Below are 24259 nucleotides of genomic sequence, written 5' to 3' on the forward strand. Positions count from 1 at the left end.
CCGAAACGAAAAGTACTCGTCTGTACGAGTTAAAGCAACAACTCGTACAGACGAGTTTGACTTTGTTTATCCCGGCGCCGACCGGCGGCGAAATTTCCTACCCCTCAAGTCAAAGAAACCTATTGCCGCATGGACAATTGCCTACCCTGCCCTTAAGGTTCAAAACCTTGAGCACAGCGCGGCATAGAGCCATCCCATGAGTAAATACAACCAGATCTACACCGATCTGCTTGCCAGCATCACCACCGAACGTCTGGAACGTGGCGCGCGGTTGCCCTCCGAAACCGAACTGATGGACAGCTACCAGGCGAGTCGCGGCACCGTGCGCAAGGCCATCGAGCAGTTACAGGAGCGTGGCTTCGCGCAGAAAGTCCACGGTAAAGGCACCTTTGTGCTGTCGACCAACCCGATCGAGTTTCAATTGGGAGGCATCGTCAGCTTCCAGGAAACCTACCCACGCCTGGGCAACGACGTCAGCACCGAAGTGGTCGAGTTTGATCAGATACCGCTTGAGGGCCCGCTGCTGGAGCACATCAAGGCCGAAGCAGGCAGCCTGATCACACGGATCAAACGCGTGCGGCGGATCGACGGCAAGCGGGTGATCCTCGACATCAACCATTTCGTCAGCGACGTGATTCCCGGCCTGTCCCGCGAAATCGCCGAACACTCGATCTACGCCTTCATCGAACAGACCCTGCAACTGCAAATCGCCTATGCCCAGCGCACCATCGAAGCGGTGCCCCGGGGCAAGGACGATCAGTTGCTATTGGATCTGGATGGCCAGAGCCATGTGATCGTGGTCAGTAACCAGACGTTTTTGCAGGATGGGCGGCAGTTCGAATACACCGAATCGCGGCATACGCTGGATAAGTTCTACTTTTCGGACGTGGCGCGGCGCTGATTCGTACAAGGTCAACGGTTGTATTCCCTGCTTCAGGTCGACCGGAGCCTGCAATAAACAGCGCCGGATCCGACAGCTTTATTGCCTCTTCCTTGGGATAGTGAGGGTGAAAAACACCTGTCAAGGAAGATAGACATGCTTGCAACGCCCCCCGTTTCTCACGCCCCCGAGTTGCCCGGCTCCGCCGATGCGAAGGCACTCAAGGCGCTGGTCCCGGCGCTGATCGACGCCTGCCCCGACCTGTATGACATGGCGACCACCTTCGCCACGCGCATCCTCAATGACCATGGCATCACCACGCTGAAACCCGATCAGGTCTACTGGCACCGCTTTCACGGCTCCCAAAGCAACGACAAGACATTCACCGGCTGGGAGCACCTGGAACACCCCTACGACTCCATGACCCTGACGCAACTGGTGATCACCCGCTTCACCGTGCACGATCAGGACAACGCCGACCTGCTCGACAACGACTGCGGCTTCTACACCGCAGGGCCCGATGTCGGGGTCTACGACCAGACCAATGAGGTCAAGCTGTTCGGCAGCCAGGTGATGAAAGCGTTCTGGGCGTTCAACTTCCTCGATCATTTCCGGACCAGCGCCGAGACATTCTGGAGCCAGCAGGGCGACACGTTCAGGACCCTGGCCAAATGCACCTTCCTGGCCAAAGCCATCGAGGACCGCGAGGGCGGTCGATTGTCGGATGACAACTTCGCTACGGTGATCAAGGCTTGCGCCAGCAATGTCAGTTGGCCGGTGACCCGGCCAATGCTCGATGCCTCCATCCAGCCAGGCACCGGCTTACGGCTGCGACGCTTGAAAGTCGGCAACTATGTCGCCAGCGATATCCTGTGCATCGTCGACCAGCAGGGCCGGCAGATCCTCTATGTGCCCGGCGAGGTCTGGGGCTTTCATGTACTCGACAGCACCGAGGACCTGCACTGGTGGGTGATGTCCCAGGTCGAACAGCCCGAGAACCGCAAGCGTTTCATGGCGCATTTCCAGGTGGCCGACCACGACATCATGGAAGACACCGCCAGCCTCACCACTGCGCGGAAGTGGTTGCTGGCGGCCTTCCCGGTGGCGAATCTGCTCAGCACGGTTTTCCACGAACCCCATATCGAAAACGTCGGCCTCAACCACGTGCTGGACCTGCTGTTCAGCGCCTGGAGAAACCACGACCACTCCCTGCTCAGCGTGCAGGATGCGTGGATCAGCAACGATCCGTTCACCCACCTGCGTGACGCGACCCACGCGCGCATGCTCAGCGACGCCGGCTACATGATGCATTCCAACGGCGAGCTGCGAAAAAAACTGTGGATCGGTTACCTGAATGCCTTCGGGCGGATGTTCGGTCCGCTGGCGGCGGTGGGCTGGCCGGTGGCCCTGGCGGCGGTAGGGGCCGGCGTTGCGAATGTCGGGCTGAATATCGACCAGGCAGTCAACGGCAAGACGCCCACCGAGCGCAAGTCCGGGGTGACCGGCGCTGTATTCGCCGTGATCGACACACTCTTCAACGCGATGTTCCTCAAGACCGGCGAGCGCCTGCCCGAGATCGCCCAGGCCAATGACAGCGTGGCCGGCGAAGAACGGCTGGGAGCCGAGATCGCTGAAGAAGAGGAGCCGCCCCTGCTGCACAGCATCGCCCCGGAACGAGTGGCGGCGCTGGGCGAGGAAGACAGCTTCCTGGAATCGCTGCGCGCCGAGATCACCGAGAACACCCGCGAAGGCACGGGGGAGCGCCAGGGCATCATCGAGACCCAGAGCGGCAAGACCTACATCTACCTGCGCCAAGGCCTCACGTCTGCCCACTTCCAGGTGCGTTACGTCAAGGAAGCCAAGGGCTGGCTGATCGTTGACCCGAAAAATCCCTGGTCGTTCTACCGCAATGTGCCGGTGCACCTGAACGAATACAAACGCTGGGAAACTGTCGCCAGCCCAGGCCTCAAGGGCGGCAAGCCGATGTTTGGGTTCAAGCCTTGGGGACGCTCGCCATCGCCCCTGCCGACGGTCGAGACCCCGGCTACCGCCTATGACGTCCCCGAAGCCGAGCGGCCCGACCTGCAACGCATCGCCAACCAGGGCGGTGACTTCAAAGAGCTGGACGAACGTTACTCAGGCGGCCATGACCTGGACGACTTCAACGCGTTACGGCACAGGTTGCATGACGATGCCCGGGCGTTTTTCGCCGATCCGCCGCTGCCGGCCCGTCCTGAAATACCGACGTTCGCCGCCGACGCGCCGCCCAAGGTCATTCTCCAGCGCCTGCTCGGGGACAACCCCGGCCTGGTGATCGGCGAAAACCATGCGAGTGACGCCAGTAAACGTTTCCTGATCGAAAACATGCCGCTACTGGCCAAGCAGAAGGTCAAGACGCTGTACCTGGAGCATGTGCTGACGGATTTCCATCAAGCCGACCTGGACCTGTTCAATCGCACCGGCAAGCTGTCGGAGAACCTGGAGAAATACCTGCGGCGGCTAGACAAGGGCCACCACACTGATCCCACCGGCCGGTACACCTTCCTGGAAGTGGTCAGGAGTGCACAAAAAAATCACTTGCGGGTGCAAGCCATCGATTGCGCGGCCAGTTATCGCAGCAAAGGGTTGCTCGGTGCGGAACTGAACTATCGGCAAACAATGATGAATTTCTTCGCGCGCGGGGTCATTGAGGCCGATCAGGCAGCGCGCGGCGTCCACAAATGGGTGGCGTTGGTAGGTAACAGCCATGCCAATACCTACAAGGGCGTGCCAGGTTTGAGCGAACTGGAAGGCACGGTAGGCCTGCGCATCGAAGAGGCGCAGATTGGCGAGGCTCGTGGAATAGAGCCGGATCCCGGGCGCACCACCCTGCAGATGGGCGCTGCGCCTACTACCGTCACGAGCGACCTGCGCCTGCAGTTGGAAACGCCCGTCGAAGTCAGTGCGGCGCGCAAACTCGATGCCAGCATGCCTGTGCCCGGCATGTACCGACTCGCTGAAGAACAGGGACAAACGCTGATCGTCAGCCGGGCTCGCGACGGTTGGATCAAGTGCACACTGCTGCAACAGGATAAGGCCGGTTATTTCTTCAATCGGTCCGAATGGACGGGCCTGAACGGCAAGCACTTCAAGACCCTTGAGAAACTGCACGAAGCCCTTCAGGCCCGGGGCATGATCGAGTCTCAGGCTCCGCTCACGCCGGGCGCATCGGGCACAACCGCCCCTACACCCTCGCAGCCATTCAGCGCCTACGATGTGCCAGCGCAGGACCTCGACGAGACGCACATCAAACTCGCCCGGGACGCTGACGGCCAACTGCAACCCATCAGCCGCGGGCAAAGCCAGATCAACCGCGCACGCCAACGCTTGCTCAACGATGCACAGGCGTTTTTCCGCGCGCCTCGGACACTGCCGCCCCGCCCTCAACTGCCCACTCTGACCCCGGACCTCGATGGCGACACCTTCATCGAACAGGTCCTGGAGCACGCGCCGGGCCTGGTCGTGGGTGAGGCTTCGGGAGGTATCGGCAGCAAGCAGTTTCTGATCGAACACATGCCAGCCTTCAGCAGGGCACAGGCCAAAACCCTGTTTGTCAGGGGCCTGGTCACCGAAACCGACCAGGCCGAGCTCGATGCCTTTCATCGCAGCGGCCACCTGTCCACCGAACTGCGCCAGTCCCTGGAAGCGGCGGACCGCGTGGCCGGCAATGACCCGTCCGGGCGCTTCAACCTGTTGCAACTGGTGCGCACCGCCCAACGCAACAACCTGCGGGTACAAGCCCTGGACTGCATGGCCAGTTCCCCGCTGAACGGTGACGTGCCGAACGACAGCTATAGCCGTCGCTGGATCAATAACTACCTGACTCACCAGCAGATCCAACGCTATGTGCCCAGCGCCAGCACCGAGCGCTGGGTCGCCCTGGTGGACCTGATGAGCACCAATACCTACCGTGAATTGCCGGGTGTCAGTGAACTGGAAGGCGCCATCAGTCTGCGTATCGAAAACGTGCCCCAAGGCGAAGGTTCAAGCTTCATGGTCGATCCGGGCACCGAGGCGCCTGAAGAACATGTCGCCAACTTTGTCCTGCCTGATCAACAACTGACGACCCAGCTCGGCCCGGTCACCGTCGGCAGCGACATACGCCTGCAACTGGAAACGCCCTGGCTGCATGCCGGCCAGAAATCCCTCGGCGAGCAGTTGTACGCCGATGGGCTCTACACCCTCAGCAACGCCTCCGGTGAACTCAAACTGATTCACCGCAGCCGCACCCGCGGGCTGGTCTACACGCCGATTCAGACCAACGCGCAAAACAAGCTGTTCATCGACGCTCCAACCTGGCCCGACATCCATCGCAAGCCGTTCGACACACCGTTGGACCTGATGGACGCCCTGAACGCCAACCACATGACCCTGGCCAACTGGTCAAAACCGCTGCGGGTCGTGCCTGCAGTTTCCTGAGATGCAAAAAGGCCGGGTGAACGTCGTTCACCCGGCCTTTGCATGACAGCGTCAGGCCCTCAGGGCCTGTTCGCGATCACTCCCACTCAATCGTCGCCGGCGGCTTGCTCGACACGTCATAAGTGACGCGGGAGATGCCTTCGATTTCATTGATGATGCGGCCGGAAACGGTTTCCAGCAGTTCGTAAGGCAGGTGCGCCCAACGCGCGGTCATGAAGTCGATGGTTTCCACGGCACGCAGGGCCACGACCCAGGCGTAACGACGGCCATCGCCTACAACGCCAACCGATTTCACTGGCTGGAACACCACGAACGCCTGGCTGACTTTGTGGTACCAGTCGGCCTTGCGCAGTTCTTCGATGAAGATGTGGTCGGCGCGACGCAGCAGGTCGGCGTATTCCTTCTTCACTTCACCGAGGATCCGCACGCCCAGGCCCGGGCCCGGGAATGGGTGACGGTAAACCATGTCGTACGGCAGGCCGAGTTCCAGGCCCAGGCGACGGACTTCGTCCTTGAACAGTTCGCGCAGCGGCTCGACCAGTTTCAGGTTCATCTCTTCCGGCAAGCCACCCACGTTGTGGTGCGACTTGATCACGTGGGCCTTGCCGCTCTTGGCGCCAGCCGACTCGATCACGTCCGGGTAGATGGTGCCCTGGGCGAGGTACTTGATGTTGTCCAGTTTGTTGGACTGGGCATCGAAGACGTCGATGAAGGTACGGCCGATGATCTTGCGCTTCTTCTCTGGGTCGCTTTCGCCAGCCAGGTTGTTGAGGAACTGGTCTTCAGCGTTGGCGCGGATCACCTTGACGCCCATGTTCTCGGCGAACATGGCCATCACTTGCTCGCCTTCGTGCAGACGCAGCAGGCCGTTGTCGACGAAGACGCAAGTCAACTGGTCGCCAATGGCTTTGTGCAGCAGCGCGGCAACCACCGAGGAATCCACACCGCCGGACAGGCCGAGCAGTACGTTGTCGGTGCCGACCTGGGCGCGGATGTTGGCGATGGCGTCTTCGGCGATTTTCGACGGCGTCCACAGGGCTTCGCAGCCGCAGATGTCGAGGATGAAGCGCGAGAGGATGCGACCGCCCTGCTTGGTGTGGGTCACTTCCGGGTGAAACTGCACACCGTAGTAGCCGCGAGCGTCGTCGAACATGCCGGCAATCGGGCAGCTCGGGGTGCTGGCCAGGATGTGGAAGTCCTGCGGCATCTTGGTGACTTTGTCACCGTGGCTCATCCACACGTCGAGGCCGAACAGGCCATCGGCGTCGATGTGGTCTTCGATGCCGTCGAGCAGGCGGCTCTTGCCGACCACGTCTACGCGGGCATAACCGAACTCACGCAGCTCGGAACCTTCGACCTTGCCACCCAGCTGTTCAGCCATGGTTTGCATGCCGTAGCAGATACCGAAGACCGGTACGCCCAGGTCAAACACCGCTTGCGGGCAGCGCGGGCTGTCGGCGACGTGCACGGACTCGGGGCCGCCGGCGAGAATGACGCCTTTTGGAGCGAATTCGCGAATCGCTTCGTCGTCCATGTCGAACGGATGCAGTTCGCAGTACACGCCGATTTCACGCACGCGGCGGGCAATCAGCTGGGTGTACTGGGAACCGAAATCGAGGATCAGGATGCGGTGGGCGTGAATGTCGAGGGCCATGGGAAAAAACTCAAAAAGCAGTTGCTAGCTTCAAGCTGCAAGCTGCAAGTAGTCGGAAGCTGCGCGGTAACTGCGTAAACGCAGTACCGCTTGCAGCTCTTAGCTTGTGGCTTATAGCTGTCGGCTTCAGCCGACCCGATAGTTTGGTGCTTCTTTTGTGATTTGTACGTCGTGCACGTGGGACTCGGCCATGCCAGCGCCGGTGATCCGCACGAACTCAGGCTTGGTGCGCATTTCTTCGATGTCGGCACTGCCGGTGTAGCCCATCGAGGAGCGCAGGCCGCCCATCAGTTGATGGATGATGGCGCTCAGGGTGCCCTTGTACGGCACACGCCCTTCGATGCCTTCCGGAACGAGTTTCTCGGCGCCTGCCGAGGAGTCCTGGAAGTAACGATCGGAGGAACCTTGAGCCTGGGACATGGCGCCCAGCGAACCCATGCCACGGTAAGCCTTGTACGAACGACCCTGGAACAGTTCGATCTCACCCGGTGCTTCTTCAGTACCGGCGAACATCGAGCCCATCATCACGCAGGAAGCACCGGCTACGATGGCCTTGGACAGGTCACCGGAGAAACGGATACCGCCGTCGGCGATCAACGGCACGCCAGAGCCTTCAAGGGCGGCGGCGACGTTGGCGATGGCGCTGATTTGCGGGACGCCGACACCGGCGACGATGCGGGTGGTGCAGATCGAGCCAGGGCCGATACCGACCTTGACTGCGTCGGCGCCAGCTTCGACCAGGGCCTTGGCGGCAGCGCCGGTGGCAATGTTGCCGCCGATGACCTGCACGTCAGGGAAATTCTGTTTGACCCAGCGAACGCGGTCGATCACGCCTTTGGAGTGACCGTGGGCGGTGTCGACCACCACCACGTCAACGCCGGCAGCAACCAGTGCCGAAACACGTTCGCCAGTGTCTTTACCGGTGCCGACCGCCGCGCCGACGCGCAGACGACCTTGATCGTCCTTGCTGGCCAGCGGGTAAGCCTTGGCTTTTTCGATGTCGTTGACGGTCATCATGCCTTTGAGGGCAAATTTGTCGTCGACGATCAGGACGCGTTCGATGCGGTTTTTGTGCAACAACTCGCGAACGTCGTTCTTGTCGGCGCCTTCCTTGACCGTGACCAGACGCTCTTTAGGCGTCATCACTTCACGGACGGTGGCGTCCAGACGGTTCTCGAAACGTACGTCGCGGGAAGTAACGATGCCGACCAGGTCGCCATCGTGCAGGACCGGAACGCCGGAGATGTTGTGCAGGCGGGTCAGTTCGAACAGTTCACGCACCGTGGCGTCAGCCTCGATGGTGATCGGGTCCTTGACCACGCCGGCTTCGTAACGCTTGACCTTGCGCACTTCGGCAGCTTGCTGCTCGATGGTCATGTTCTTGTGGATGATGCCGATGCCACCTTCCTGAGCCATGGCAATTGCCAGACGGGCTTCAGTGACGGTGTCCATGGCGGCAGAAACCAGAGGAATATTCAGCTCGATGCCACGGGTTAGGCGGGTCTTGAGACTGACTTCGTTAGGAAGCACCTCGGAATAACCGGGCACGAGGAGAATGTCGTCGAATGTCAGAGCTTCTTGGCTGATACGCAGCATCGCGGGGGCTCCCGAGCGGGAAAATGGAAGCGCGCCATTATAGTCAGACACCCCCTCGGGTTCAATGTAAAACTCTGTCTATTATCGATGCAGTGATCGACGGGGCATTTGCCACACAATCCCGTAGGAGCGAGGCTTGCCCGCGAAGGCGTCATCACTGACGCTAAAAGCTTCGCGGGCAAGCCTCGCTCCTACAGGTTCAGGTTCGATTACAGCTCGACTTTCACCAGGCTCACGGGCTGGTCCAGCCAATCGGCAAATTCATCGATAAAGCTCTGCTTGAACCCCGCCTCGGCCCAGTTGTTGAAGATGAACCCCAGGTTGGAAAAGCCGCATTCCTGCAGGAACAGAAACCCGTTGATGTCATCTTCATGCCCGCATTCAGGGCAGGTGAAGTTGTCGGTGCGCCCCGGCATCCACTCTTCCAGGCTTTCGAACAGCGCCTCGCCGATTTCCTTGCGGCACTCGGCGCACCCCGCTTCGCCCAGAAACCCCTTGGCCGGCGTGTAGATGCAGCGTTTGGTGATGATTTCCAGGCCATTGACCGGTTCGCCGAACGGCAGCGCTTCCGGGTGCAGCACCACTGCGCGAGCGCCATCGGCCAGCGCGTAGCCCATGCGATTACCGGTACGCCCGCAGGTGGTCAGTTCTTCCTTGACGATGTTCTTGCGCACCAGCCACCGCACGACCGCCCGGGCCCGGGGTTCGTGTACCGGCAATGTGGAAATTTTCGGGACGATGATGCTTTGGGAATTCATGGTGCAAGCCTAGTGCGTCAAATGGGAAGTGCTGCGGCGTGGCGGATGGCGCCTTCGCGGGCAAGCCTCGCTCCTACAAGGATCTGCGCGAAACCTGTAGGAGCGAGACTTGCCCGCGAAAGCGACAGAACGGCCGGCAGCTTAATCCCTGACACACTCAGGTCAAGTACTCAAATACCGCCCGATCAAGGCAATCCCGCTGGCCAGCACCAACCAGGTCACCAGCCGCACGAACGCTTCCCGAGACAGCTTCATCGTCAACCGTCGGCCGATCCACAACCCCAGCGCCATGGCCGGCAACAAGCACACGGCCAATACCAATAAGGGTAGCTCGGCGTACACCCCCGCGACGGCAAACAGGCTCAAACGCACCACGGTGCTGCAACTGATCAGCGCACTCTGGGTCGCCCGGGCCGCGTCCTTGGGCAAGCGACTGTTCAGATAGATCGCATATAAAAAGCCACCACTGCCAAACAACGCCCCGAACATCCCGCCCACCGTGCCCATCGGCACTGCCCAACCGGCGGACAATTGCGTGGGCCGGGTTTTGACCCACAGGCTGTAAACCGCATAGGCGCTGATAAACAGCCCCATCAACAGCAGCAACAGATCGGATTTCAGATTCAGCAGGAAGATCACCCCCAACGTGCAACCCACCGCCATGCAGGGCAGCAATCGCAGCAGCTCGGGCCTGGCCACGTCCCGCCGCGACGGCAGCAGATTGCCGAACGCCGCGACGAAATCCAGCAGCACCAGCAACGGCACGATTTTCGACAGCGGCATGAACAGGATCAGGATCGGCCCCGCCACCAGCGCGGTGCCAAACCCGGCGATGCCAAACACGATGTACGCCAGGGCAATGCCCAGCCCGATCACCAGCCAATCCGTCGCGCCGAACGGCCATTGGCTCAACAACTCAAGCACATTCATTGGCAGGTTTTTCCTTGAAGACTGTGGATGACTTTAGCCAGCGCCGAGCCTTGCGACTAATATCTTCAAAGTCGCCCACCCATCTCGAAAAGGCATGCCTTGTGCTTTCTACCCGTCAATTGCGTTATTTCGTGGAGATCGCCGAGTGCGGCAGTTTCAGCGCTGCGGCCGAACGCCTGTTTATTGCGCAGTCGGCCCTGAGCCGGCAGATCAAGGACATGGAAACCCGCCTGCAAACACCGCTGTTCGAACGCACCGCGCGCCAACCTCGTTTGACGGCGGCGGGTGAAGCGCTTTTGCCCCGGGCCAGGAATCTGTTGAATGAGCTGACCAAGGCCAGCGAAATGGCGACCCAGGTCGGCAACGGTCAACTTGGCATTCTGCGCCTGAGTCATTCCAGCACCGTGCCGATGAGCGGGCGGCTACTGCGCGGCATCAGCGTTTATCTCGATCAACATCCCGGCGTGTCCATGGACATCGTCAAACTGTCCTCCGAAGCGCAACTGGAAGAGTTGGCCGAGGGTCGCCTGGACGTCGGTCTGCTGCGCTTGCCGGTGCTGCGCCAGCGCGAAGGCGTGCAAATTGTGCCTCTATATAGCGAACGCTTGCTGCTGGCGGTGCCACCGAATCATCGGCTGGCTGTGGATAACTCAGGGCAAGGTATCGATCTGGCGCAGTTGAAGGATGAAGCGTTTATCTCCATTCCCCATCCGCAGCGCGGTGGCTTGAGCTATCTGTCTGCGGAGCTGTGCATGCGCCAGGGCTTCTTTCCAAAGGCCGCGCGGGTGGTGTCGCGCAAAACCACGCAACTGCAATTGATCCAGGCCGGGTTCGGCATTGCCTTGTTGCCGGAATCGATGCAAGACATCGCCCCGCCGGACATCCATTTCCTGCCGCTGACGGACCCGGATTGCCTCAGCACCGTCGCCCTCGCCTGCCGGCAAAACCCCACAGCATTGGTCCAACAATTCACACAATCCCTGTAGGCGCTGCCGCAGGCTGCGATCTTTTGATTTGGATTTTCAAGATCAAAAGATCGCAGCCTGCGGGTGATCGTGCATTCCCCTGAAGAATGCCTTTATCATGCGCCCCATGATTAAAGATCCCTTTGCAAGACTCGGCCTGGACCGTGAAGTCCTGACTGTCAGCCAGCTCAACGGCCGCGCGCGGGTGTTGCTGGAAGACGTGTTCAGCAATATCTGGGTCGAAGGCGAAATCTCCAACCTCGCCCGCCCGGCGTCCGGCCACGTGTATTTCACCCTCAAGGACAGCGGCGCCCAGGTCCGTTGCGCACTGTTCCGGCAGAACGCCGCCAAGGTGCGCCAGGCGCTGAAGGATGGCCTGGCGGTCAAGGTGCGCGGCAAGGTCTCGCTGTTCGAGGGTCGTGGCGACTATCAACTGATCCTCGACACCGTGGAACCGGCCGGTGACGGTGCCCTGCGCCTGGCCTTCGATGCACTGAAAGAAAAGCTCAGCGCCGAAGGCCTGTTCAGTGCCGAGCGCAAAGTGCCGTTGCCGGCCCATCCACAACGCATCGGCATCATCAGCTCGCCCACCGGCGCGGTGATCCGCGACATCATCAGCGTGTTCCGCCGCCGGGCGCCGCAGGTGCAACTGACGCTGATCCCCACCGCTGTACAGGGCCGCGAAGCCACCGCACAGATTGTCCGCGCCTTGAAACTGGCGGACGCCCGAGGCTTCGATGCGTTGATCCTGGCCCGTGGCGGCGGTTCGCTGGAAGACCTCTGGTGTTTCAACGAAGAAGCCGTGGCCCGCGCCGTGGATGCCTGTGTGACGCCGATTGTCAGCGCCGTCGGCCATGAAACCGACGTGTCGATCAGCGACTTCGTGGCGGACGTTCGCGCCCCGACGCCTTCTGCTGCTGCCGAATTGTTGGCTCCGGATTCCAGCGACCTGGTGCGTCGGGTCGAAAGCCTGCATCGGCGCCTGGTGATGCGCATCCGCGACCGCTTGATGCGTGATCGCCTGCGCCTGGAAGGCATGTCCCGGCGCCTGCGTCATCCCGGCGAACGCCTGCGCCAGCAAGCGCAACGCCTGGACGATCTGGACATGCGCCTGCGTCGCGCCTTCGAACGCAGCCTCAATACCCGCCGCGAACGCTTGATCCGTCTGGAAACCCGCCTCGCCGGGCAACATCCGGGACGGCAACTGGCGATGCTGCGCCAACGCCTCGACAGCCTCGCCGAACGCCTGCCCCGCTCAATGCGCGAAGGCCTCAAGGCCCGGCGCCTGCAACTGCAAAGCCAGATGCAGACGCTGCATGTGGTCAGCCCGCTGGCGACCCTTGGCCGTGGCTACAGCATTTTGCTGGACGAGCGCGGCAACGCGATTCGCAATGCCGCCCAGACCCACCCCGGCCAGCGCCTGAACGCCCGGCTCGGCGAGGGCGAGTTGCAAGTGCGCGTCGAAGACAATCACCTGACGCCTGTCACCCTTTCTCTACTGGATTGATCCATGCCCCGTTTCCTGGCTCCACTGTTGTTGCTGTGCCTGACCTTCAACGCCCACGCCGACAGCTACATCACCCGCCTGCTGAACAAACCGGTGCCGGGTGGCGTGGCGGTCGTGGACTTGGGCGCTGCCGCCCAGGCGCCGAAAGCCACGTATCAGGGCAAACCGGTGCTGGTGGTCAAGGAACAAAGCAACTGGCTGGCCATCGTCGGTGTGCCGCTGACCGTCAAACCGGGCACCCAGCAAGTGAGCAGCGGCGGCCGTAACTTGAGCTTCACCGTCGGCAACAAAAAGTACCCGGAACAGCGCATCACCCTGAAAAACACCCAGCAGGTCAACCCGAACCCGGAGAACCTCAAGCGCATCGAAGGCGAACTGGCCGAGCAGATCCAGGCCTATCGCAGCTTCAGCCCCGTCACCCCGAGCAATCTGTTGCTGGACAAACCGGTCAACGGGCCGCTGTCGAGCAAGTTCGGTGTGCGTCGGTTCTTTAATGGTGAAGAGCGCAATCCCCATGCCGGCCTGGACTTCGCAGTGCCGGCGGGCACACCGATCAAGACCCCGGCGGCGGGCAAGGTGATTTTGATTGGTAACTACTTCTTCAATGGCAACACGGTGTTTGTCGACCATGGCCAGGGCTTTATCAGCATGTTCTGCCACATGTCGAAGATTGATGTGAAGGTTGGCCAGCAATTGGCGCGGGGCGGTGTGGTGGGCAAGGTCGGTTCGACGGGGCGGGCGACCGGGCCGCATATGCACTGGAACGTCAGCCTGAATGATGCGCGGGTGGACCCGGCGATTTTTATTGGGGCGTTTCAGCCTTAAAAAGTCGTTGGGGCTGCCGGCCTCTTCGCGGGCAAGCCTCGCTCCTACAGGACGACGATCACCGCAAATTTGTAGGATCGAGGCTTGCCCGCGAAGGCGGAATCCCGGGCAACACATCACCAACCTTCAATTGCGCATCCCACAAGCCCCGCGCAAACATCAAAACAATCACTCCACATCCCAGCAATAAAATCTCGCCAATCTCGCCTTTTCGAGTATTCCTCTCAATTTTTTTCGACTGCTTGCCAACCTCAACCCCGGCGGTTAGGGTTGAAGGCATGAAAACCTCTCACACCCTCATTCAGCTTCGCCAGCACCGCAGCCTGTGCCTCGTCAGTGCACGACTGCCAGGCTGAATCGCGGTGCCTCGCCTTACACGTTTTCCCAAACACTTTTGATCCACCGGCAGGCCGCCTTTTTTCGGCCCACACAATAAGGATTTCCCGATGAGCATGCTCAAAGACCCGTCTTCGAAATACCGCGCGTTCCCGACCATCGATATCCCGGACCGCACCTGGCCGTCGAAGACCATCACCGCCGCGCCGATCTGGTGCAGCTCGGACCTTCGCGACGGTAACCAGTCGCTGATCGAGCCAATGGACGCGGCGAAGAAGCTGCGTTTCTGGAAAACCCTGGTGCAGGTCGGCGTGAAAGAAATCGAAGCCTCGTTCCCGGCGGCTTCGCAAACCGACTTCGACTTCGTGCGCACCCTGATCGAAGACGGCCACATCCCGGACGACACCACCATTCAGGTGCTGACCCAGGGCCGTGAAGACTTGATCGAGCGCACTTTCGAATCCCTGCGCGGGGCGAAAAAAGCTATCGTTCACCTGTACAACGCGACCTCCCCTTCCTTCCGCCGCATTGTCTTCAACCAGGACAAGGACGGGATCAAGGCCATCGCCGTGAACGCTGCCAAGCTGTTCGTCAAATACGCCGCCCAGCAGCCGGACACCGAGTGGACCTTCGAATACTCCCCGGAAACCTTCAGCGCCACCGAACTCGAATTCGCCAAAGAAGTGTGCGACGCGGTGATCGAAGTCTGGAACCCGACGCCTGAGCACAAGGTGATCCTCAACCTGCCGGCCACCGTCGAATGCGCGACCCCGAACATCTACGCCGACCAGATCGAATGGTTCGGCCGTCACATCAACCGTCGTGACAGCGTGATCATCAGCCTGCACACCCACAACGACCGTGGCACCGGCGTGGCCGCCACCGAGTTGGGCCTGATGGCCGGCGCCGACCGTGTCGAAGGCTGCCTGTTCGGTAACGGCGAGCGCACCGGTAACGTCGATCTGGTGACCGTGGCACTGAACCTCTACACCCAGGGCATCCACCCTGAGCTGGACTTCTCCGACATCGATGGCGTGCGCAAAGTCGTCGAAGAGTGCAACCAGATCCAGGTGCACCCACGTCATCCGTACGTCGGCGACCTGGTGCACACCGCGTTCTCCGGCTCGCACCAGGACGCGATCCGCAAGGGCTTCGCCCAGCAGCAACCGGACACCCTGTGGGAAGTGCCGTACTTGCCGATCGACCCGGCCGACATCGGCCGCAGCTACGAGGCGGTGATTCGCGTCAACAGCCAGTCGGGCAAGGGCGGTATCGCTTACCTGCTGGAACAGGAATACGGCATCAGCTTGCCGCGTCGCATGCAGATCGAGTTCAGCCAGGTCGTACAGCGTGAAACCGATCGCCTCGGCCTGGAAATGACTGCCCAGCAAATCCACGCGCTGCTGCACAGCGAATACTTGCAGGCCAACACCCCGTACGCGCTGGTCAGCCATCGCTTGCAGGAAGAAAATGGCAACAGTTCGGTGGAAGTGGAAGTCTCGGGCAAGGGCCAAGGCGAAACCAACCTGCACTGGCGCGGCAAGGGCAACGGCGCCCTGGAAGCGTTGGTGGCCGGTCTGCCGATCCCGGTGGAAATCATGGACTACAACGAACACGCCATTGGCGCGGGCACCAACGCCAAGGCAGCCGCTTATATCGAACTGCGGGTTGAAGGCCAGCGTGCGGTGCACGGCGTAGGGATTGATGAAAACATCACCACGGCGAGCTTCAAGGCGCTGTTCAGCGCGCTGAACCGCTCGTTGAGTCAGCCGCAAGCGAAAGAAGCGGCGTAAGCGTTCGCTGCAATGCAAAAGGCCCCAAGGTGCGAACCTTGGGGCCTTTTTGTTGATCGTTCCTACGCTGATCGTTCCCACGCTCCGCGTGGGAATGCCTCAAGGGACGCTCCGCGTTCCAGCTCCCGAATGGGACGCGGAGCGTCCCGGGCTGCATTCCCACGCAGAGCGTGGGAACGATCGGTTACGATCGGTTAGGTGAACTCGAACGTGTCGGCATCCAGATTCGCCGGAAACCGCGTGCGGTAAGCCGCCAGTTTGATCGTTCCTACGCTGATCGTTCCCACGCTCCGCGTGGGAATACCTCAAGGGACGCTCCGCGTTCCAGCTCCCGAATGGGACGCAGAGCGTCCCAGGCTGCATTCCCACGCAGAGCGTGGGAACGATCGGTTACGATCGGTTAGGTGAACTCGAACGTGTCGGCATCCAGATTCGCCGGAAACCGCGTGCGGTAAGCCGCCAGTTTGATCGTTCCCACGCTGATCGTTCCTACGCTGATCGTTCCCACGCTCCGCGTGGGAATGCCTCAAGGGACGCTCCGCGTTCCAGCTCCCGAATGGGACGCAGAGCGTCCCAGGCTGCATTCCCACGCAGAGCGTGGGAACGATCGGTTACGATCGGTTAGGTGAACTCGAACGTGTCGGCATCCAGATTCGCCGGAAACCGCGTGCGGTAAGCCGCCAGTTCTGCCGCATCCAGTACCACCTGAAACACCCCATCAGCCTCCCCGGCACTGAGCAAGGTTTCACCCTGGAAATCCAGCACCTGACTATCACCGGTATACGCAAAGCCCTTGCCGTCGGTGCCAATCCGGTTGACCGCCGCGACATAGCACAGGTTCTCGATGGCTCGGGCCGGCAGTAAGCGGTTCCAGTGCTGACGTCGCGCACCCGGCCAATTGGCGGTGTACAGCAGCAGGTCGGTGTCCTGGGCATCACGGCTCCAGACCGGGAAGCGCAGGTCGTAGCAAATCAGCGGCCGAATCCGCCAGCCCTTGAGCTCGAACTGCACCTGGCGCTCGCCGGGGGTGTAGTGGTTGTGCTCGCCGGCCATGCGAAACAGGTGACGCTTGTCGTAATGCGACACCTCGCCGTCCGGCCGCGCCCAGAGCAGGCGATTGCGGTGACTGCCATCGGCGGCCTGGACGATGACACTGCCGGTGATCACCGCAGCGTATTTTTCAGCCTGGATGCGCAGCCATTTGCTGGTCGGACCGTTTTCCGCCTCGGCCAGGGTCTCGGACTGCATGGAAAAGCCAGTGGTGAACATCTCCGGCAGGATAATCAGGTCCGCGCCGCGGGCCTGTTCCAGCAATTGCTCGAAATGCTCCAGGTTGGCCTGGCGGTCGTGCCAGGCCAGGGTGGTCTGGATCAGCGCGATGTTCAGGTTGGGCAGTGCACTCAGATCACGCATAGTTTTGCCGCTGCTTCACGCAGGGTCTCCTCGCGTTTGGCGAAGCACAGGCGCACCAGGCGCTGGCCTTCGGGTGGGTTCTGGTAGAACACCGAGATCGGGATGCTCGCCACGCCGTGTTCGCGGGTCATCCACAGCGCCATCTCGACGTCGTTGAGGTCCGGGCGGATCTGCGAATAATCGACCAATTGGAAATAAGTACCGGTGACACGGGTCAAGCTGAAGCGAGACGGCGCCAGCAGATCGCAGAACAGATCGCGCTTGGCCTGGTAGAAACCTGGCAGTTCTTCGACGTGTTCCGGATGCTCAGCCATGAAGTCGGCCAAGGCAAATTGCAGCGGGGTCACGCCGCAGAAGCTCACGTATTGGTGCACCTTGCGCAATTCCGCCGTGAGGGCTGGCGGTGCGACCACATAGCCGGTTTTCCAGCCTGTGACGTGGTAAGTCTTGCCGAAGGAACTGACCACGAAGGCGCGTTGATACAGCTCCTCGTGATTCAGAACGCTAACGTGAGGTACGCCGTCGAACACCAGGTGCTCATAGACTTCGTCACTGACGAGGTAGATGTCGCGGTCACGAATCAAATCCGCCAACTGATCCAGATCGGCGCGGCTGATCAGCGCACCGCTCGGGTTGTGCGGCGAATTGATCACGATCATCCGCGTACGCGGCGTTATCGCCTCAGCGAGCTTCTGGAAGTCGATGGCGAAATCATCCAGCCCGAGCTGCACGTGCACGCAGCGGCCTCCGGCCAGCTGCACCGAGGGCTCGTAGCTGTCGTAGCACGGGTCGAAGACGATCACTTCGTCGCCGCTGTGGATAACCGCCTGAATCGCACAGAAGATCGCCTGGGTGGCGCCGGGGGTGACCGTCACTTCATGATCGGCATCCACGCTGACGCCGTAGCTGCGCGCGATCTTCGCTGAAATCTGCTGGCGCAACGCCGGCAGGCCGGTCATCGGCGAATATTGGTTGTGGCCCTGGGCAATATGCCGACCCACCGCATCGCACAACGCCTGGGGCGCATCAAAATCGGGAAAACCCTGGGACAGGTTGATCGCCCCGGTCTGCGCCGCGAGCTGAGACATCTGAGTGAAGATAGTGATGCCGACATTCGGCAGCTTACTGGTGATCATCGGTAGGCCCCTGCAGGTGAGCTGCAAGTTTCAAGCGACAAGCTGCAAGTGGTCAAGCAGCAAACCATCAGACACAAAAAAGGGTCCCCGGACAGGACCCTTTCTGGCTTTTTCTTAAAGCTTGCAGCTTAAAGCTTGACGCTGCTCCTATTTCTTATCGCGGCGCTTCTTATCGGCTTTCTTGTGGTGCGACATCATGCGGCGCTTCTTGTTGACCTGACGGTCGGTGAGCGAGGTCTTGTTGCCTTCGTACGGGTTCTCGCCGCCCTTGAACTCGATGCGGATCGGCGTACCGACCAGCTTCAAGACACGACGGTAAGTGTTTTCCAGATAACGCACGTAAGACTTCGGCACCTTCTCGATCTGGTTACCGTGAATCACGATGATCGGCGGGTTCGCGCCACCCAAGTGGGCATAACGCAGCTTGATCCGGCGGTTGTTGACCATCGGCGGCGCGTGCTCACCGACTGCATCTTCCAGAATCGTGGTCAGGCGGTTGGTTGGCCAGCGGGTAACCGCAGACTTGAACGAGTTCTGTACGGAGGCGTAGAGGTTGCCCACGCCCGTGCCGTGCAGGGCCGAGATGAAGTGGATGTCGGCGTAGTCAACGAAGAACAGACGACGTTGCAGCTCGACTTTCACGAAATCGCGCTCGCTCGGCGTCATGCCGTCCCACTTGTTGATCGCGATGACCAGCGCACGACCCGACTCAATGGCAAAGCCCAGCAGGTTGAGGTCGTGATCGACCACACCTTCGCGGGCGTCCATCACAAAGATCACCACGTTGGCGTCTTTGATCGCTTGCAGGGTTTTGACCACGGAGAATTTTTCGACTTCTTCGTGGATCTTGCCGCGCTTGCGCACACCGGCGGTGTCGATCAGCGTGTACTTCTCGTCGTTACGCTCGAACGGGATGTAAATGCTGTCGCGGGTAGTGCCGGGCTCGTCATACACGATGACCCGGTCTTCACCGAGCATACGGTTGACCAGGGTCGACTTGCCGACGTTCGGGCGGCCGATGATGGCGATCTTGATCCCGTCTTTTTCGCTTGGGCCAGGAATGCGCTTGGCTTCCTCGCCTTCGGCAACGATCTCTTCCTCGCCTTCTTCCAGCTCGTCATCGTCTTTCGGGAAGTCGCTGAGGGCGATTTCCAGCATCTGGGTGATGCCACGACCGTGGGCGCCGGCGATCGGAATCGCGTGGCCCATGCCCAACGGGGCGAACTCGGCGCGGGCCATTTCCGGGTCGATGTTGTCGACCTTGTTGGCAACCACGTAGGAACGCTTGTTACGTTTGCGCAAATGCTCGGCGATCATCTGGTCGGCGGCGGTGAAACCGGCCTTGGCATCTACCAGGAACAGAACGACATCCGCTTCTTCAATGGCCAGCAGCGACTGCTCGGCCATTTTTTCGTCCATACCGTGCTCGTCACCGGAGATACCGCCGGTGTCGACCAGAATGTAGGAACGCCCTTGCCACTTGGCCTCACCGTATTGGCGATCACGGGTCAGACCGGACAAGTCGCCGACGATGGCGTCGCGAGTCCTGGTCAGGCGGTTGAACAAGGTGGACTTGCCGACGTTCGGTCGGCCCACCAGGGCGATTACGGGAACCATGCGGCTCTCCACTTCGTTAATTCAGAAAATACAAAAGCCGCTGCGAGGCAGCGGCTGGTGCTCGGGGCAGCGCTTGAAGGCGCCGCAAGCCTTGCAGAACAAGGCCGCCTGGGGGTTAAACCCCAAGCATAGTCAAATCTTTACTTAATGGTCAGGGCTTCCAGTTTGCCACTGTTGCCATACACATAAATCGTGTCACCCACCACCAGCGGACGGGCGCGCAGGCCGTCGCTGTCGATGCGCTCGCGGCCGACGAAACGACCGTCCACCTGGCTCAGCAGGTGCAGGTAGCCTTCCATGTCGCCGACTGCAACGTAGCTGGAGAACACTTCCGGAGCCGACAGTTGACGGCGAGCCAGCGAATCGTTGCTCCACAAGGCTGTGGTGGAACGTTCGTCGACGCCTTCAACGGTGCCCGAGGACAGGCTCACGTAGACGCTGCCAAAACCCTGGGCGACACCGGCATAGCTGGAAGCATCACGCTGCCAGAGCTGACGACCGCTTTGCAGGTCCAGTGCCGCAACGCGACCCTGGTAGCTGGCGACGTACAGGGTTTCGCCGGACAGCAGCAGACCGCCGTCGATATCGACCACGCGCTCCAGCTCCGAACGACCCTGTGGAATCGCAACCCGTTGTTCCCACACCGGCACGCCGTTGGAAATATCGAGAGCAACCACTTTACCGGTCGACAGGCCAGCCACCGCGAGGCGGTTGGTGACCACTGGCGCACTGGTGCCGCGCAGGGTAAGGACCGCTGGCGTGCTGTCATACAACCAGCGCTGGGTGCCGGTCGCCGCGTCCAGGCCGATCAGACGATCGTCCTGGGTCTGAACCACCACAACGTCGCCATTGTTGGCCGGCGGCGCGAGAACTTCGCTGGTCACGCGAGCGCGCCATTTCTCTTCGCCGTTGGTCGCGTCCAGGGCAACGATTTCACCCTTGAGCGTACCGATCGTGAGCAGACCGTAACCCACGCCAACGGCGCCGGAAACAGGCAGGTCGAGATCTTTCTTCCATTTGACGTCGCCATTGCTGCGATCCATCGCCACGACTTCACCCGTGACGTCGGCGGCATAGATGGTATCGCCTTCGATGGCCGGCACCAGCATGTTGTAGGTTTCGCCCTGACCGTCACCGATCGAACGACTCCACTGCTTGTGCAGAACCACTTCTTCTTTGAAGTCGGTCAACTCGGCCGGCGGCAATTCTTTTTTGCTGTTGCTGCTGCAACCCGCGGCCAGAACGGCCAGAGCCAGCAATGCTGCATGTTTCCAACGGATCACGTCACGCATCCCCTTTGGCCAGGTCGTCCAGCTTGATTTGGAGGCCGCCGACTGCCGCTTCATCGGACAGTGCTGCCTTGGCTTTTTGATACGCCGTGTTCGCTTCGTCAGTACGACCCAACTGCACCAGCAGGTCGCCCTTGAGTTCTTCGCGAGTGGCCAGGAACGACTTGTCGGCATCGCCTTCAAGCAGTTTCAGAGCGTCTTCGACCTTGTTCTGTGCGGCCAGAACCTGGGCCAGACGCTGACGGGCGATTTCGCCCAGCGCCGGGTTGGCCGGTTTGTCGGTGATGGCTTTCAGCTCAGTGGCCGCATCGTCCAGCTTGCCGCTGTCGACCGCGACTTTCGCCACGAACAGGCTGCCGTATTGCGCGTAGGCCGAACCGCCGAACTCACTGTTGAGCTTGCCGGCCAGGTCCGCAACGCGGGCTGCGTCAGGCTTGCCGTCAGGCGTCAGCGTGGTTTCCAGCAGTTGCTGATAGAGAATCGAGGCGCCTTGCGACTGATTGCTCTGATACTTGTGAAAAGCCTGCCAGCCGAACACGATGACCAGCGCCAACAGGCCGCCAGTGACCAGGGGCTTGCCGTTACGTGTCCACCAGTCTTTCAAATCCGCCAGTTGTTCGTCTTCGGTACTCGACACCCCAATACTCCTTAATCGCTAAATCGGCTGTTTGACAGCTTCAACCCTGCACGACGCAGGTGGCCAGGTGTGCAGCGAGCGCATCCCAGGCAATGCTTTGTTGTTCGCCCTGGCCACGCAGGGGTTTGAAACCTACCACTTGCTGGGCCATCTCGTCGTCACCGAGGATCAGCGCATACAACGCACCGCTCTTGTCGGCTTTCTTGAACTGACTTTTGAAACTGCCGGCACCGGCATTGACTTGCAGGCGCAGGTTGGGCAATTGGTCACGCACACGTTCGCTCAAGGCCAGCCCGGCCAGCTCGGCGGCTTCACCGAAGGCGCAGAGGTAGACGTCGACCTGGCGGGAGATCTCTTGCGGGATCTGCTCCAGGGTTTCCAGCAGCAGCACCAGGCGCTCGATACCCATGGCGAAACCAACGCCCGGGGTCGGCTTGCCGCCCATCTGCTCCACCAGACCGTCGTAACGACCACCGGCACACACGGTGCCCTGGGCGCCCAACTTGTCGGTGACCCATTCGAAAACGGTCTTGCTGTAGTAATCCAGCCCGCGAACCAGCTTCGGGTTGATCACATAAGGAATGCCGGCCGCATCGAGGCGCGCCTTGAGGCCCTCGAAGTGCACGCGGGATTCGTCATCGAGGTAGTCGGCCATTTTCGGCGCGTCGACCAGGACCGCTTGTGTGTCGGCGTTCTTGGTGTCCAGGACCCGCAACGGGTTGGTCTTCAGACGACGCTGGCTGTCTTCATCGAGCTTGTCCAGGCGCGCCGACAGGAACTCGACCAGGGCTTCACGATAACGACCACGGGACTCAGCGGTGCCCAGGCTGTTGAGCTCGAGCTTGACCGCATCACGGATGCCCAGCTCGCCCCACAGGCGCCAGGTCAGGATGATCAGCTCGGCGTCGATGTCCGGACCGTCGAGGTTGAACACTTCGACACCGATCTGGTGGAACTGGCGATAACGACCTTTCTGCGGACGTTCGTGACGGAACATCGGGCCGATGTACCAGAGTTTCTGCACTTGGCCGCCGCCGGTGATGCCGTGCTCGAGCACCGCACGCACGCAGGCCGCCGTGCCTTCAGGGCGCAGGGTCAGGGAATCGCCGTTGCGGTCTTCGAAGGTGTACATCTCTTTTTCGACGATGTCGGTCACTTCACCGATGGAGCGCTTGAACAGCTCGGTGAACTCGACGATCGGCATGCGGATCTGCTTATAACCGTAGTTATCCAGCAAACGCGAGACGGTGCCCTCGAAATGACGCCACAGGGGCGTCTGCTCGGGCAGGATGTCGTTCATGCCACGTATGGCTTGCAGAGACTTGCTCACAAAAAATCCTTAAATTCGTTTGATCAGCCGCGGGCGATTACAGCCGCGTCGGCTTCGACCTTTTCGGCCGCTTTCTGGCGGATCAAGCGTTCAAGCTCATCCACCAGATTGTCATTCGTCAGTTTCTGCGCCGGCTTGCCGTCGATGTAAATCAGGTTGGGCGTGCCGCCGGTCAAGCCGATATGGGCTTCCTTGGCTTCGCCCGGCCCGTTGACCACGCAACCGATGACCGCGACATCCAGCGGCACCAGCAAATCTTCGAGGCGCCCTTCCAGCTCGTTCATGGTCTTGACCACATCGAAGTTCTGCCGCGAGCAGCTCGGGCAGGCGATGAAGTTGATGCCACGGGAACGCAGGTGCAGGGATTTGAGAATGTCGTAGCCGACTTTCACTTCCTCGACCGGGTCAGCCGCCAACGAGATGCGAATAGTATCGCCAATCCCTTCGGCGAGCAGCATACCGAGGCCCACGGCGGATTTCACCGTGCCTGAACGCAAACCACCGGCTTCGGTGATGCCCAGGTGCAGCGGCTGGACGATTTCCTTGGCCAGCAAGCGGTAGGCGGCGACGGCCATGAACACGTCGGATGCCTTCACGCTGACCTTGAAGTCCTTGAAATTCAGGCGTTCCAGGTGCTCGACGTGACGCAGGGCCGACTCGACCAGCGCGGCCGGGGTCGGCTCGCCGTATTTCTTTTGCAGGTCTTTTTCCAGGGAACCGGCGTTCACGCCGATGCGGATCGGGATCCCGCGGTCACGGGCGGCATCGACCACTGCACGCACGCGGTCTTCACGACCGATGTTGCCCGGGTTGATGCGCAGGCAGTCAACGCCCAGTTCGGCGACGCGCAAGGCGATCTTGTAGTCGAAGTGGATGTCGGCAACCAGCGGCACCTTGACCAGTTGCTTGATCTTGCCGAACGCCTCGGCGGCGTCCATATCCGGCACGGAAATGCGCACGATATCGACGCCCGCGGCTTCCAGGCGATTGATCTGGGCCACGGTGGCGGCCACGTCATTGGTGTCGCTGTTGGTCATGCTCTGCACAGCGATGGGCGCATCGCCGCCAACAGGCACGTTACCGACCCAGATCTTGCGGGATTCGCGACGTTTGATTGGAGATTCGCCGTGCATGA

General features: G+C 60.8%; 18 protein-coding genes. 6 read left to right on the plus strand and 12 right to left on the minus strand.

Annotated elements, in window-relative coordinates:
• Positions 1-196 precede the first annotated feature (196 nt).
• Both treR and ACY4LX_RS27485 read left to right on the plus strand, forming a co-directional pair.
• On the plus strand, positions 197-901 hold the full coding sequence (gene treR, locus ACY4LX_RS27480; protein WP_149658062.1) for a trehalose operon repressor: 705 nt from the start codon (positions 197-199) through the stop codon (positions 899-901).
• A gap of 135 nt (positions 902-1036) precedes the next feature.
• Positions 1037-5338: a membrane-targeted effector domain-containing toxin gene (locus ACY4LX_RS27485; protein WP_463258391.1), complete on the plus strand. Its 4302-nt coding sequence runs from the start codon at positions 1037-1039 to the stop codon at positions 5336-5338.
• Positions 5339-5414: 76 nt separating this feature from the next.
• On the opposite strand, the gene guaA is transcribed toward ACY4LX_RS27485, so the two are convergent.
• From guaA to ACY4LX_RS27505, 4 genes are all read right to left on the minus strand, one after another.
• On the minus strand, positions 5415-6992 hold the full coding sequence (gene guaA, locus ACY4LX_RS27490; RefSeq protein WP_123410248.1) for a glutamine-hydrolyzing GMP synthase: 1578 nt from the start codon (positions 6990-6992) through the stop codon (positions 5415-5417).
• A gap of 126 nt (positions 6993-7118) precedes the next feature.
• Positions 7119-8588, minus strand: a complete 1470-nt coding sequence (gene guaB / locus ACY4LX_RS27495; RefSeq protein ID WP_149658064.1) for an IMP dehydrogenase — start codon at positions 8586-8588, stop codon at positions 7119-7121.
• A gap of 209 nt (positions 8589-8797) precedes the next feature.
• A complete protein-coding gene (locus tag ACY4LX_RS27500; RefSeq protein WP_123410247.1) occupies positions 8798-9346 on the minus strand; it encodes a sugar ABC transporter ATPase in 549 nt (182 codons plus the stop codon).
• A gap of 162 nt (positions 9347-9508) precedes the next feature.
• Positions 9509-10276 (minus strand): sulfite exporter TauE/SafE family protein, encoded by a 768-nt coding sequence (locus ACY4LX_RS27505; protein ID WP_149658065.1) that lies wholly within the window; start codon positions 10274-10276, stop codon positions 9509-9511.
• Between the two features lie 101 nt (positions 10277-10377).
• On the opposite strand from ACY4LX_RS27505, the gene ACY4LX_RS27510 reads away from it, so the two are divergent.
• The 3 genes from ACY4LX_RS27510 to ACY4LX_RS27520 all read left to right on the plus strand — a co-directional run bounded on the left by ACY4LX_RS27510 (position 10378) and on the right by ACY4LX_RS27520 (position 13573).
• Positions 10378-11262 (plus strand): LysR family transcriptional regulator, encoded by an 885-nt coding sequence (locus ACY4LX_RS27510; RefSeq protein ID WP_463258392.1) that lies wholly within the window; start codon positions 10378-10380, stop codon positions 11260-11262.
• Positions 11263-11368: 106 nt separating this feature from the next.
• A complete protein-coding gene (gene xseA, locus ACY4LX_RS27515; RefSeq protein ID WP_123410244.1) occupies positions 11369-12748 on the plus strand; it encodes an exodeoxyribonuclease VII large subunit in 1380 nt (459 codons plus the stop codon).
• Positions 12749-12751: 3 nt separating this feature from the next.
• Positions 12752-13573, plus strand: a complete 822-nt coding sequence (locus ACY4LX_RS27520) for a M23 family metallopeptidase (RefSeq protein ID WP_149658067.1) — start codon at positions 12752-12754, stop codon at positions 13571-13573.
• A 58-nt stretch (positions 13574-13631) separates the two neighbouring features.
• Here ACY4LX_RS27520 and ACY4LX_RS27525 read toward each other — a convergent pair whose 3' ends face one another.
• The gene (locus ACY4LX_RS27525) at positions 13632-13853 is read right to left on the minus strand and encodes a hypothetical protein (protein ID WP_463258393.1); all 222 of its coding nucleotides are present in this window, start codon (positions 13851-13853) and stop codon (positions 13632-13634) included.
• A 166-nt stretch (positions 13854-14019) separates the two neighbouring features.
• Between ACY4LX_RS27525 and leuA the strand changes: the two genes are divergently transcribed.
• Positions 14020-15702 carry a 2-isopropylmalate synthase gene (gene leuA / locus ACY4LX_RS27530; RefSeq protein ID WP_149658069.1) on the plus strand — a complete coding sequence of 561 codons (1683 nt, stop codon included), beginning with the start codon at positions 14020-14022 and terminating at the stop codon, positions 15700-15702.
• 621 nt (positions 15703-16323) lie between these two features.
• Here leuA and ACY4LX_RS27535 read toward each other — a convergent pair.
• The 7 genes from ACY4LX_RS27535 to ispG all read right to left on the minus strand — a co-directional run bounded on the left by ACY4LX_RS27535 (position 16324) and on the right by ispG (position 24257).
• Positions 16324-17115, minus strand: a complete 792-nt coding sequence (locus tag ACY4LX_RS27535) for an amidohydrolase (RefSeq protein WP_463258394.1) — start codon at positions 17113-17115, stop codon at positions 16324-16326.
• On the minus strand, positions 17103-18251 hold the full coding sequence (locus tag ACY4LX_RS27540) for a pyridoxal phosphate-dependent aminotransferase (protein WP_463258395.1): 1149 nt from the start codon (positions 18249-18251) through the stop codon (positions 17103-17105). The genes ACY4LX_RS27535 and ACY4LX_RS27540 overlap by 13 nt, the downstream gene beginning before the upstream one ends.
• A 147-nt stretch (positions 18252-18398) precedes the next feature.
• Complete coding sequence (gene der / locus ACY4LX_RS27545; RefSeq protein ID WP_149658072.1) at positions 18399-19868, minus strand: ribosome biogenesis GTPase Der; 1470 nt, start codon at positions 19866-19868, stop codon at positions 18399-18401.
• Between the two features lie 140 nt (positions 19869-20008).
• The gene (gene bamB / locus ACY4LX_RS27550; protein WP_149658073.1) at positions 20009-21160 is read right to left on the minus strand and encodes an outer membrane protein assembly factor BamB; all 1152 of its coding nucleotides are present in this window, start codon (positions 21158-21160) and stop codon (positions 20009-20011) included.
• Positions 21153-21794, minus strand: a complete 642-nt coding sequence (locus ACY4LX_RS27555; protein WP_149658074.1) for a tetratricopeptide repeat protein — start codon at positions 21792-21794, stop codon at positions 21153-21155. Before ACY4LX_RS27555 ends, bamB begins: the two co-directional genes overlap by 8 nt.
• 40 nt (positions 21795-21834) lie before the next feature.
• Positions 21835-23124: a histidine--tRNA ligase gene (hisS, locus tag ACY4LX_RS27560; RefSeq protein WP_123410235.1), complete on the minus strand. Its 1290-nt coding sequence runs from the start codon at positions 23122-23124 to the stop codon at positions 21835-21837.
• A 23-nt stretch (positions 23125-23147) separates the two neighbouring features.
• On the minus strand, positions 23148-24257 hold the full coding sequence (gene ispG / locus ACY4LX_RS27565) for a flavodoxin-dependent (E)-4-hydroxy-3-methylbut-2-enyl-diphosphate synthase (RefSeq protein WP_133840204.1): 1110 nt from the start codon (positions 24255-24257) through the stop codon (positions 23148-23150).
• Positions 24258-24259: the final 2 nt, after the last annotated feature.

The organism is Pseudomonas sp. Emmai, assembly GCF_055179735.1.

Bases quoted from the DNA above. Each gene is read 5' to 3' on its own strand.
- guaB (WP_149658064.1), bottom strand. From the start codon at position 8,588: ATGCTGCGTATCAGCCAAGAAGCTCTGACATTCGACGACATTCTCCTC.
- ACY4LX_RS27505 (WP_149658065.1), bottom strand. From the start codon at position 10,276: ATGAATGTGCTTGAGTTGTTGAGCCAATGGCCGTTCGGCGCGACGGAT.
- ACY4LX_RS27520 (WP_149658067.1), top strand. From the start codon at position 12,752: ATGCCCCGTTTCCTGGCTCCACTGTTGTTGCTGTGCCTGACCTTCAAC.
- ACY4LX_RS27540 (WP_463258395.1), bottom strand. From the start codon at position 18,251: ATGATCACCAGTAAGCTGCCGAATGTCGGCATCACTATCTTCACTCAG.
- ACY4LX_RS27500 (WP_123410247.1), bottom strand. From the start codon at position 9,346: ATGAATTCCCAAAGCATCATCGTCCCGAAAATTTCCACATTGCCGGTA.
- ACY4LX_RS27535 (WP_463258394.1), bottom strand. From the start codon at position 17,115: ATGCGTGATCTGAGTGCACTGCCCAACCTGAACATCGCGCTGATCCAG.
- ACY4LX_RS27525 (WP_463258393.1), bottom strand. From the start codon at position 13,853: ATGCCTTCAACCCTAACCGCCGGGGTTGAGGTTGGCAAGCAGTCGAAA.
- der (WP_149658072.1), bottom strand. From the start codon at position 19,868: ATGGTTCCCGTAATCGCCCTGGTGGGCCGACCGAACGTCGGCAAGTCC.
- ACY4LX_RS27485 (WP_463258391.1), top strand. From the start codon at position 1,037: ATGCTTGCAACGCCCCCCGTTTCTCACGCCCCCGAGTTGCCCGGCTCC.
- ispG (WP_133840204.1), bottom strand. From the start codon at position 24,257: ATGCACGGCGAATCTCCAATCAAACGTCGCGAATCCCGCAAGATCTGG.
- xseA (WP_123410244.1), top strand. From the start codon at position 11,369: ATGATTAAAGATCCCTTTGCAAGACTCGGCCTGGACCGTGAAGTCCTG.
- bamB (WP_149658073.1), bottom strand. From the start codon at position 21,160: ATGCGTGACGTGATCCGTTGGAAACATGCAGCATTGCTGGCTCTGGCC.
- guaA (WP_123410248.1), bottom strand. From the start codon at position 6,992: ATGGCCCTCGACATTCACGCCCACCGCATCCTGATCCTCGATTTCGGT.
- leuA (WP_149658069.1), top strand. From the start codon at position 14,020: ATGAGCATGCTCAAAGACCCGTCTTCGAAATACCGCGCGTTCCCGACC.
- treR (WP_149658062.1), top strand. From the start codon at position 197: ATGAGTAAATACAACCAGATCTACACCGATCTGCTTGCCAGCATCACC.